This window comes from Streptomyces sp. NPDC043952, from assembly GCF_056435325.1.
The window spans coordinates 195,445-205,609 of the sequence record NZ_JBWKES010000001.1; the positions used below are offsets into that span (position 1 = coordinate 195,445).

Below are 10,165 nucleotides of genomic sequence, written 5' to 3' on the forward strand. Positions count from 1 at the left end.
TTACGCGTCCTTCCGGGCCGCCGCGATCTGGCGGGACATGATGGTGGTCAGTTCGTACGCGGTGTGGCTGGCCGCCACGGACGTGATCTCGGCGTGGTCGTAGGCCGGGGCGACCTCCACCACGTCCGCCGAGACCAGGTTGCAGGACGCCAGGCCGCGCAGGATCTCCAGCAGCTCGCGGGAGGTCATGCCGCCCGCCTCCGGGGTGCCCGTGCCGGGGGCGTGCGCCGGGTCGAGGCAGTCGATGTCGATGGAGATGTACAGCGGGCGGTCGCCGATGCGCTGGCGGAGCTGGTCGGCCACCTCGTCGGCGCCCCGCCGGTAGACGTCCGCCGAGGTGACGATGCCGAAGCCCATCTTCTCGTCGTCGGTGAGGTCCTGCTTGCCGTACAGCGGGCCGCGGGTGCCCACGTGCGAGAGGGCGGAGGTGTCGAGGATGCCCTCCTCCACCGCGCGGCGGAACGGCGTGCCGTGCGTGTACTCGGCGCCGAAATACGTGTCCCAGGTGTCCAGGTGGGCGTCGAAGTGCAGCAGCGCGACCGGGCCGTGCTTCTTCGCCACCGAGCGCAGCAGCGGCAGCGCGATGGTGTGGTCGCCGCCCAGGGTCATCAGACGGGCGCCGGTGCCCAGCAGGTCGTCCGCCGCGGCCTCGATCGTCTCGACGGCCTCGTTGATGTTGAACGGGTTCACCGCGATGTCACCGCCGTCCGCGACCTGCGCGAGCGCGAAGGGGGACGCGTCCTGCGCGGGGTTGTAGGGGCGCAGCAGCCGGGACGCCTCGCGGATCGCGTTGCCGCCGAAGCGGGCGCCGGGCCGGTAGGAGACGCCGGAGTCGAAGGGCACGCCCACGACGGCGACGTCGGCGGCGCCGACCTCGTCCAGGCGGGGCAGCCGGGCGAAGGTCGCGGGGCCGGCGTACCGGGGGACGCGGGAGGAGTCGACGGGGCCGCGGGGCGTCTCGTTGCTGCTCATGGGGGTGTGCCTTCTTTCCTGCGTCCTGACTGCGGCCCGGCTCGGCCCGGCAGCGGCCCGACCGGGGCCCGGCCGCGGCCTGACCGGCTTCTCGCCGCGTTTTCCTGGGATCGACATTAGGTGGCCGGGCAGCCACTACGAAGTGTACGTTTTATCCACACAGGGGACCTGGAGTGGAGGAAGTGCACACCATGGCCGAAACACGCCCCACGGTCCCGGCAGCCCCGGCCACTGCCCCTGCCGCCGCTGCCTCCGTCCCGCCCACCCCGCCGATCCCCCTTTCCGCCCTCCTCGCCCGCGACGACCTCGCCCTGCGCCAGCTCGCCGGGCCCACCGGCCCGGACATCGTCGTCCACTGGGCGCACACCTCCGAGATGGCGGACCCCTTCCCCTATCTCCTCGGCGGCGAACTGCTCCTCACGGCGGGGGTCCAGATCCCCGACACCCCCTCGCCGGACACCTTCTTCGACGCCTACGTGGCCCGTGTCGTCGCCGCGGGCGGCGCCGCCCTCGGCTTCGGGCTCGCCCCCGTGCACGACACGGTGCCGGACGCCCTGGTGGCCGCCTGCGAAGCCCACGGGCTGCCGCTGCTGGAGGTCCCGCCGGGCACCACCTTCTCGGGCGTGGCCCGTGCGGTGTGGCAGCTGATGGCGCAGGCCCGGCTCGCCGAACTGCGCCGGGTCACCGAGGCCCAGCAGAGCCTCGCCGCGGCCGCCGCCCACCCCGATCCGGTGCCGGCCGTGCTGCGCCGGCTCGCCCAGCGGCTCGGCGGGCACGCGGTGCTCTACGGCCCCGACGGCACCGCCATCGCCTCGGCGGGCCGGGCACCCGCGCCCGCCGCCGGGGAAGCACTGCGCGACCTGGCCGCGGTGGTACGCCCGACCGGACGGACCGGCCCCGCGCTCGCCCACCCGGCCGGCCCCACCGCACCCGCCAACCTCTCCCCCACGGGCCCGCCCCGGCCCGCCTCCGCCACCGACACCGCCGACGGCACCCGCCTGTCCGCCTACGCCCTCGGCTCCGGCGGGGGCTTCGTGCTCGGGGTCGCCGCCGGGCACCGCGAGGGCGGGGACCACACCATCGCCTCCGTCGGCGCGGTGCTGCTGTCGCTGCTGACCGGGGAGCACCACAGCGGCGCCGGGGCCGCCCGCTCCTCCGCGCTGGTACGGCTGCTGCTCGGGGCCACGCCGGAGGAGGTCGCGCCGCTGCTCGGCACCGGCGACGGCGCGGGCGACGGCACCGGGGACGACGCGGAGGACGGCGAGCGGATCGTCGTACACGCCCGGCCCGAGCGGGGGACGCCGGACGCCGTGGCCGCCGCCGCCCTCGGCACCGCCCTGGGCTCCCCCCTGGTCGACGTGGACGGCGAGGTCGTACGGGTGCTGGTGCCGGCCGGCCGGGAACCCGGCCCGGTGCCCGGCTGGACGCTCGGGGTCAGCGCGCCCGCGGGCCCCGGCGGCTGGCCGGCCGCCGACGCCCGGGCGGCCCGCGCGCTGGCCCGCGCCCGCGCCACCCGCGTCCCGCTGGTCCGGCACGGCAGCGGCCACGGCACCCGGCACGGGCTGTCCGACCTGGTGCCCGAGACGGAGGCGCGGGCCCACGCCGAGGCCCTGCTCGCGCCGCTGGCCGCGGGGCCCGCCCTCGTGGACACCCTGCGCACCTGGCTCTCCCTGCACGGCAGTTGGGACCGCACCGCGGTGGCCCTGGGGGTGCACCGCAACACCGTGCGTCAACGCGTGGCCCGCGCCGCCCTGCTGCTCGGCGCCGACCTGGACGACCCGGACGTACGCATGGAGTTGTGGTTCGCGCTGCGGCACTCCTGACGCCGCGTGCCGCTCGGGCGAGGGTGACGCCCGTCCCAGCGGGCGAAACCACGGGGACGCCCGCGCCGGGCTGCCCCACAATGGGTGCCATGCCGATATCCGGGACACCCAGCCGCGCCCAGCTCGTCGACCACCTGGTGAGGACCCGTATCGCGGGGGACGTCGCCACGCCCCGCGAGAACAACCTCTCCCACTACCGCCTGCTGGCCAACGGGGACCGCAACTTCTGGCTCGGTCTGGAGCTGGGCGAGCGCTGGGCGGACGAGCAGGACGTGCTCGCGGTGATGGCCGAGCGGGTGGGGGTCAACGACGACCCGGAGTACCGGTACGGCCAGGACACCATCGACCCGGAACTGACCGTGGACGCCCTGGACCGGCTCGCGGCGCGGCTGCGCAAGGCGGCCGAGGGGCGCGAGCGGGTGCTGTTCGCGACCGGGCATCCGGGCGGGCTGCTGGATGTGCACCGGGCCACGGCCGCCGCGCTGCGCGCCGCCGGCTGCGAGATCGTCGTCATCCCGGACGGGCTCCGGACGGACGAGGGATACGTCATGCAGTTCGCGGACGTGGCCGTCCTGGAGCACGGAGCGACCCTGTGGCACACCCACTCCGGGGCGCCGATGCGGGCCATTCTCAAGGGACTTGAGCAGGCCGGGCGGCCGCTGCCCGACCTGGTGGTCGCCGACCACGGCTGGGCCGGGTACGCCGCGCAGCACGGCCTGGACTCGGTCGGCTACGCCGACTGCAACGACCCCGCGCTGTTCCTCGCCGAGGCCGAGGGCACCCTGCAGGTCGCCGTGCCGCTGGACGACCATGTGGTCAGCCCGCGCCACTACGACCCGATGACCGCGTATCTGCTGGCCGCGGCGGGGCTGACCGGCCTGGACCAGTAGGTCCGACCGGGGCCGGCCGGCCCCGGAAACAAAAGGATGTGCGGCCCCGCGCACGGAGCCGCACATCGTGTCACATCGGATCGGGACCCGGCTCAGCGACCGTGGCCTCCACCACCGTGGCCGCCACCGTGGCCGCCTCCGTGGCCTCCGCCATGACCGCCGTAGCCGCCATGACCGCCGTAGCCACCATGGTCGCCGTGGCCGCCATAGCCACCGTGGTCTCCGTGGCCGTAGCCGCCGTAGCCGCCGTAGCCCCAGTCGTCATCGTCGTCGCCCCACCAGCCGCCGTGTCCACCGCGGCCGTGGTCTCCGTGGCCGCCGTGGCCGCCGCCCCAGTCACTGCTGTAGGAGCTGTGCACGTTGGACGGGCTCGCCGAGGCGGTGCCCGCCGCGCCGATCGCGGCTCCGCCTGCCAGCAGCAGGCCGGTGGCGGACAGCGCGACAAGGCGCCGCGCGCGTGTTGCTCGCATGGGAATTACCCTCCATCGTCTCTCGCGGCCCCCGGAGGGACACGCGAGGTGGATGGCCGCCGCCGCACGGAAAACGCACGGAGCGGTCTTCGGATATCACCGCGAGAGATCATGTGTGCGTACGGCACATCTGTACGGTCGACGCCTGCGGCCCACCCGGACGCTGGCGCGTCGTCAGGTGCCGCGGCTGAGGTCCGAGGTGTCCCGGAACCTCGCCGGCCGCTCATGCCGTGCACTCGCGGCTTTCACTGATCGAGCCTAGTACCCCACCCGCCGCTTGGCACCTCAGCAAACCGGTTTGCCGTCCGGCGGGCGCGGGACGCGGACCACGCCCTCCTGGATGACGGTGATGGCGAGCCGCCCGTCACGGGTGTATATGCGGGCCTGGCCGAGGCCGCGGCCGCCGTGCGCGGACGGCGACTCCTGGTCGTACAGCAGCCATTCGTCGGCGCGGAAGGGGCGGTGGAACCACATCGCGTGGTCCAGGGAGGCGCCCACCACGTCGCCGACCGCCCAGCCGCCGCGGCCGTGCGCGAGCAGCACGGAGTCGAGCAGGGTCATGTCGGAGACATAGGTGGCGAGGACGACGTGCAGCTGGGGGTCGCCCCAGACGGAGTCCGGGGCGGGATCGTCGGCCAGCTTGCCGTTGGTGCGGAACCACACCTGGCTGTGCGGCTCGCGCGGCTCGCCGTAGCGGCCGTACGGCGGCTCGTCCACGTATCTGAGGTCGACCGCCTCGCGCGCCTCCAGGAAGCGTTCCACCACCTCGGGCGCGAGATGGGCGTAGCCGCGCAGCCGCTCCTGGGAGGTGGGCAGGGTCGCCGGGTCGGGCGCGGGCGGCATCGGCACCTGGTGGTCGAGGCCCTCCTCGTACGTCTGGAAGGACGCCGAGAGGTGGAAGATCGGCTTGCCGTGCTGGACGGCGACCACGCGGCGGGTGGTGAAGGACCGGCCGTCGCGGATGCGGTCGACGGTGTAGACGATGGGCACGCCGGGGTCGCCGGGGCGCAGGAAGTAGGCGTGCAGGGAGTGGGCGGGGCGGTCCGCGGGGACCGTCCGCCCGGCGGCGACCATGGCCTGCGCCGCGACCTGCCCGCCGAAGACGCGGGGTACGACGGCGGAGCGGGACCGGCCGCGGTAGATGTCCTCCTCGATCTGTTCGAGGTCGAGCAGATCGAGGAGGTCCTGGAGTGCCTGGCTCATGACGGGTCTGTACCGGCCAGTGATCGCGGGGACCTTACAGGCCCATGTCCTTGGCGATGATCGTCTTCATGATCTCGCTGGTGCCGCCGTAGATGCGGTTGACGCGGTTGTCCGCGTACAGGCGGGCGATCGGGTACTCGTTCATGTACCCGTAGCCGCCGTGCAGCTGGAGGCAGCGGTCGATGACGCGGTGGGCGACCTCGGTGCAGAACAGCTTGGCGGAGGCGGCCTCGGCGGGGGTCAGCTCGCCGGCGTCCAGGGCCTCGGTGGCCCGGTCGGCGACGGCCTCGGCGGCGTCCACCTCGGCCTGGCAGGCGGCCAGCTCGAACTTGGTGTTCTGGAAGTGGGCGACCGGCTTGCCGAAGACGGTGCGCTCCTGCACGTACTGCTTGGCGAACCGGACGGCGGCCTTGGCCTGCGCGTAGGCGCCGAAGGCGATGCCCCAGCGCTCGGAGGCCAGGTTGTGGCCGAGGTAGTAGAAGCCCTTGTTCTCCTCGCCCAGCAGGTCCTCGACGGGGACCTTGACGTCCACGAAGGCCAGCTCGGCGGTGTCGGAGGTCTTCAGGCCGAGCTTGTCCAGCTTGCGGCCGACGGAGTAGCCCTCGGACTTGGTGTCCACCGCGAACAGGGAGATGCCGTGGCGGCGGTCCTCGGCGGTGGGCGCGGCGGTGCGGGCGCACACGATCACGCGGTCGGCGTGCACGCCGCCGGTGATGAAGGTCTTGGCGCCGTTGAGGACGTAGTGCGTGCCGTCCTCGCTGAGCTTGGCGGTGGACTTCATGCCCGCGAGGTCGGAACCGGTGCCCGGCTCCGTCATCGCGATGGCCCACATCTCCTCGCCGGTGACGAACTTCGGCAGGTAGCGCTTCTTCTGCTCGTCGGTGGCCAGCATCTTGATGTACGGCAGGGCGAGCAGCACGTGCACGCCGGAGCCGCCGAACTGGACGCCCGCGCGGGCGGTCTCCTCGTAGAGGACGGCCTCGAACTTGTGGCTGTCCATGCCCGCGCCGCCGAACTCCTCGGGCACGTTGATGCCGAAGATGCCCAGCTCGCCGAGCTTGTAGTAGAAGTCGCGGGGCGCCTGGCCGGCCGCGAACCACTCGTCGTACACCGGTACGACCTCGGCCTCGATGAAGGCGCGCAGGGTCTCCCGGAACGCCTCGTGATCCTCGTTGAACACCGTACGGCGCACGCCGCCCACCTCCACGTACCTCGGGCATGCCGGCAAGGGGCATGTCTAAGCGCTTGCTCAGATTCGAAGATACCGGCGGGTACGGGGGGCGTCCAGGGTGAGTTGCGCCACGAGGCAGGCGGCACTCGGGCAGCCAGGCCGTCCCGGTCAGTTCCCCGCTTTGCCGTAACGCCGGAAGGCGGACGTCTCGACCGTCCAGGGCCCGAAGGGGACCGAGTCGCCGTAGATGTAGGAGTCCTTGCGCGCGTAGCGGCCCTTGCACGGGTCGGAGTGGACCTCGATGGTGCCGGTGCGGGGGTCGACGATCAGCTAGTGCGCGATGCCCATGGCCGGGTAGTCGGCCAGCTTCTCGATGTACTCGTTGGTGGGGTTGGACGGCGAGACGACCTCCACCACGGCGAGGACCTGCGTCGCGTCGACGGCGATGCCCTCCTCGTCCAGGACGGCCTCGGGGATGACCACCGCGTCGGGGAGCCGCATACGGCCGAGCGCCGGGTGCTCGATCTCGGGACCCGTCGCGCAGACGCAACCCGGATGAGTGACGGGTACCTGCTGGTCGAGCTGTTCGCGGATGCGGTGAACCGTGCCCTCGTGCCGCTTCGACGGGCACATCATGGCCAGTATCGGGCCCGACGGTCCGATCTCGACGCTCCAGGCCCCTTCAAGCCGCTCCGCGTAGGCACCCAGCTCCTCGGCGATCGCGCGCATCTTCGCGTAGTCCACGGCCCGATGATAGTGGCGCACGTCACTCCCCCGCCCGCCCCCAACGCCTCCCTCACCCCCCGGAGGAACCCGCCGCCTCGAACGCCCCGCGTGCCATCCGGTGCAGCAGTTCCGCCGTCGCGCCCCGGCCGGGGAGCGTTCCCGCGCGGCCCAGGTGGGGGGTGGAGTTGAGCAGGCCGAAGACGGAGTGGACGGCGGAGCGGGCGGCGGGCTCGGTCAGTGGCGGGTAGACCTCGCGGACCACGCCCACCCACAGCTCCACGTACTGCCGCTGGAGCTGGCGCACCAGCTTGCGGTCGCTGTCGCGCAGCCGGTCCAGCTCGCGGTCGTGCAGGGTGATCAGCGGCCGGTCGTCCAGCGCGAAGTCGATGTGGCCCTCGATCAGGGAGTCCAGGACCGCGGTGGCGCGCGCGTCCCCGTCGGCCTCCGCGAGCCGCCGCCGGGCCCCGGTGAGCAGCTGGCCGCTGATGCCGACGAGCAGTTCGGCGAGCATCGCGTCCTTGCCGGGGAAGTGCCGGTACAGACCGGGGCCGCTGATGCCGACCGCCGCTCCTATCTCGTCCACGCCGACGCCGTGAAAGCCGCGCTCGGCGAAGAGGCGGGCGGCCTCCTTGAGGATCTGCTCGCGGCGGGTGGGGGCGTCGGTTCTGGCCATGAAGACAATTCTAGACAGCGAGGTTAGCGGTCGTTAACCTGAAGGAGATGGTTAACGCTCATTAACCGGTTCGAGCACCGGGTGAGGGGACCGCAGGATGCAGGAGGCACCGGAACTCCGGAGCACGGCCGAGCCCGCGTCGGAGGCCTGGCGGGCCAATGAACAGGCCCATCTGGCGCTGGTCGAGGAGCTGCGCGGCAAGCTCGCCGCGGCGGCGCTCGGCGGCGGGGAGCGGGCGCGCGCCCGGCACACCGCGCGCGGCAAGCTGCTGCCGAGGGACAGGGTCGACACCCTGCTCGATCCGGGCTCGCCGTTCCTGGAGCTGGCCCCGCTCGCGGCCGACGGGCTGTACGACGGGCAGGCGCCGGCCGCCGGTGTGATCGCCGGGATCGGCCGGGTCGGCGGGCGCGAGTGCGTGATCGTCGCCAACGACGCGACCGTCAAGGGCGGCACGTACTACCCGATGACGGTCAAGAAGCACCTGCGCGCCCAGGAGGTCGCCCTCGACAACCGGCTGCCCTGCGTCTACCTGGTCGACTCCGGCGGCGCCTTCCTGCCGATGCAGGACGAGGTCTTCCCGGACCGCGAGCACTTCGGGCGGATCTTCTACAACCAGGCCCGGATGTCCGGAGCGGGCATCCCGCAGATCGCGGCCGTCCTCGGCTCGTGCACGGCGGGCGGCGCGTACGTCCCGGCGATGAGCGACGAGGCGGTCATCGTCCGCAATCAGGGCACCATCTTCCTGGGCGGCCCCCCGCTGGTGAAGGCGGCCACCGGCGAGGTGGTCACGGCCGAGGAGCTGGGCGGCGGCGAGGTCCACTCCCGGATCTCCGGCGTCACCGACCACCTCGCGGAGGACGACGCGCACGCGCTGCGGATCGTCCGGAACATCGTCGCCACCCTCCCGGCCCGGAAGTCGCCGCCCTGGGAGGTCGCCCCGGCCGTCGAGCCGAAGGTGGACCCGGCCGGGCTGTACGGCGCGGTGCCGGTCGACTCCCGCACCCCGTACGACGTCCGGGAGATCATCGCCCGCGTGGTCGACGGCTCCCGGTTCGCCGAGTTCAAGAGCGAGTACGGCCAGACGCTCGTCACCGGCTTCGCCCGCATCCACGGCCACCCGGTCGGGATCGTCGCCAACAACGGCATCCTCTTCTCGGAGTCCGCCCAGAAGGGCGCGCACTTCATCGAGCTGTGCGACCAGCGCGGCATCCCGCTGGTGTTCCTCCAGAACATCTCCGGCTTCATGGTGGGCAAGGACTACGAGGCGGGCGGCATCGCCAAGCACGGCGCCAAGATGGTGACCGCGGTGGCCTGCACCCGCGTGCCCAAGCTGACCGTCGTCGTGGGCGGTTCGTACGGCGCGGGCAACTACTCGATGTGCGGCCGGGCCTACTCCCCCCGCTTCCTGTGGATGTGGCCCAACGCCAAGATCTCCGTGATGGGCGGCGAGCAGGCCGCCAGCGTCCTCGCCACGGTCAAGCGCGACCAGCTGGAGGGCCGCGGCGAGACCTGGTCCGCGGAGGACGAGGAGACCTTCAAGGCGCCGATCCGCGCGCAGTACGAGACCCAGGGCAACGCCTACTACGCGACGGCCCGGCTGTGGGACGACGGCGTGATCGACCCGATGGAGACCCGCCAGGTGCTCGGTCTCGCCCTGACGGCCTGCGCCAACGCGCCACTGGGAGAGCCCCAGTTCGGCGTCTTCCGGATGTGAGGAGGGGAACCGTGTTCGACACAGTGCTGGTCGCCAACCGGGGCGAGATCGCCGTACGCGTCATCCGTACGCTCCGCGAGCTGGGCGTGCGCTCGGTGGCGGTCTTCTCCGACGCCGACGCGGGCGCGCGGCACGTCCGGGAGGCCGACACGGCGGTCCGGATCGGCCCGGCCCCGGCGTCCGAGAGCTACCTCTCGGTGGAGCGCCTGCTGGAGGCCGCCGCCCGCACCGGCGCGCAGGCCGTCCACCCCGGCTACGGCTTCCTCGCCGAGAACGCCGCGTTCGCGCGGGCCTGCGAGGAGGCGGGCCTGGTCTTCATCGGCCCCCCGGCCGACGCCATCGCGCTGATGGGCGACAAGATCCGCGCCAAGGAGACGGTGGCGGGGGGGGGGGGGGGGGGGGGGGGGGGGGGGGGGGGGGGGGAGAAGGGCGGGGGGGGGGGGGGTGGGGGGGGGGGGGGTGGGGGGCACCAGGGGGTCTTCGTTGACCCCCCTTCTCGCCCCGGCTCCCCCCTACCAAACCC

Annotated in this window: 8 protein-coding genes and 2 pseudogenes; 4 read left to right on the plus strand and 6 right to left on the minus strand. The window is 73.1% G+C overall.

Translation table 11 applies throughout. The features are described from left to right. On the minus strand, positions 1-972 hold the full coding sequence (gene speB / locus AC069R_RS00895) for an agmatinase (protein WP_478763377.1): 972 nt from the start codon (positions 970-972) through the stop codon (positions 1-3). A 191-nt stretch (positions 973-1,163) separates the two neighbouring features. On the opposite strand from speB, the gene AC069R_RS00900 reads away from it, so the two are divergent. Together AC069R_RS00900 and AC069R_RS00905 are read left to right on the plus strand one after the other, a co-directional pair. Then, positions 1,164-2,795 carry a PucR family transcriptional regulator gene (locus tag AC069R_RS00900; RefSeq protein ID WP_478763379.1) on the plus strand — a complete coding sequence of 544 codons (1,632 nt, stop codon included), beginning with the start codon at positions 1,164-1,166 and terminating at the stop codon, positions 2,793-2,795. 89 nt (positions 2,796-2,884) lie between these two features. Then, positions 2,885-3,685: a phosphatase gene (locus AC069R_RS00905; RefSeq protein WP_478763381.1), complete on the plus strand. Its 801-nt coding sequence runs from the start codon at positions 2,885-2,887 to the stop codon at positions 3,683-3,685. A 92-nt stretch (positions 3,686-3,777) separates the two neighbouring features. On the opposite strand, the gene AC069R_RS00910 is transcribed toward AC069R_RS00905, so the two are convergent. From AC069R_RS00910 to AC069R_RS00930, 5 genes and pseudogenes are all read right to left on the minus strand, one after another. Beyond that, a complete protein-coding gene (locus AC069R_RS00910) occupies positions 3,778-4,155 on the minus strand; it encodes a hypothetical protein (protein WP_478763382.1) in 378 nt (125 codons plus the stop codon). Between the two features lie 285 nt (positions 4,156-4,440). Continuing rightward, positions 4,441-5,358: an acyl-CoA thioesterase gene (locus AC069R_RS00915; RefSeq protein ID WP_478763383.1), complete on the minus strand. Its 918-nt coding sequence runs from the start codon at positions 5,356-5,358 to the stop codon at positions 4,441-4,443. Between the two features lie 34 nt (positions 5,359-5,392). After that, positions 5,393-6,550, minus strand: a complete 1,158-nt coding sequence (locus tag AC069R_RS00920; protein WP_425947295.1) for an acyl-CoA dehydrogenase family protein — start codon at positions 6,548-6,550, stop codon at positions 5,393-5,395. A gap of 147 nt (positions 6,551-6,697) precedes the next feature. Further along, positions 6,698-7,273, minus strand: a pseudogene (locus AC069R_RS00925) (Uma2 family endonuclease). A 52-nt stretch (positions 7,274-7,325) separates the two neighbouring features. Further along, positions 7,326-7,928, minus strand: a complete 603-nt coding sequence (locus AC069R_RS00930) for an SACE_7040 family transcriptional regulator (protein WP_397985826.1) — start codon at positions 7,926-7,928, stop codon at positions 7,326-7,328. 97 nt (positions 7,929-8,025) lie between these two features. On the opposite strand from AC069R_RS00930, the gene AC069R_RS00935 reads away from it, so the two are divergent. Continuing rightward, positions 8,026-9,642 (plus strand): carboxyl transferase domain-containing protein, encoded by a 1,617-nt coding sequence (locus tag AC069R_RS00935; protein ID WP_478763386.1) that lies wholly within the window; start codon positions 8,026-8,028, stop codon positions 9,640-9,642. An 11-nt stretch (positions 9,643-9,653) separates the two neighbouring features. After that, positions 9,654-10,035, plus strand: a pseudogene (locus AC069R_RS00940) (biotin carboxylase N-terminal domain-containing protein); the annotation flags it as partial. Positions 10,036-10,165 lie beyond the last annotated feature (130 nt).

Bases quoted from the DNA above. Each gene is read 5' to 3' on its own strand.
- AC069R_RS00905 (WP_478763381.1), top strand. From the start codon at position 2,885: ATGCCGATATCCGGGACACCCAGCCGCGCCCAGCTCGTCGACCACCTG.
- AC069R_RS00935 (WP_478763386.1), top strand. From the start codon at position 8,026: ATGCAGGAGGCACCGGAACTCCGGAGCACGGCCGAGCCCGCGTCGGAG.
- speB (WP_478763377.1), bottom strand. From the start codon at position 972: ATGAGCAGCAACGAGACGCCCCGCGGCCCCGTCGACTCCTCCCGCGTC.
- AC069R_RS00915 (WP_478763383.1), bottom strand. From the start codon at position 5,358: ATGAGCCAGGCACTCCAGGACCTCCTCGATCTGCTCGACCTCGAACAG.
- AC069R_RS00900 (WP_478763379.1), top strand. From the start codon at position 1,164: ATGGCCGAAACACGCCCCACGGTCCCGGCAGCCCCGGCCACTGCCCCT.
- AC069R_RS00930 (WP_397985826.1), bottom strand. From the start codon at position 7,928: ATGGCCAGAACCGACGCCCCCACCCGCCGCGAGCAGATCCTCAAGGAG.
- AC069R_RS00910 (WP_478763382.1), bottom strand. From the start codon at position 4,155: ATGCGAGCAACACGCGCGCGGCGCCTTGTCGCGCTGTCCGCCACCGGC.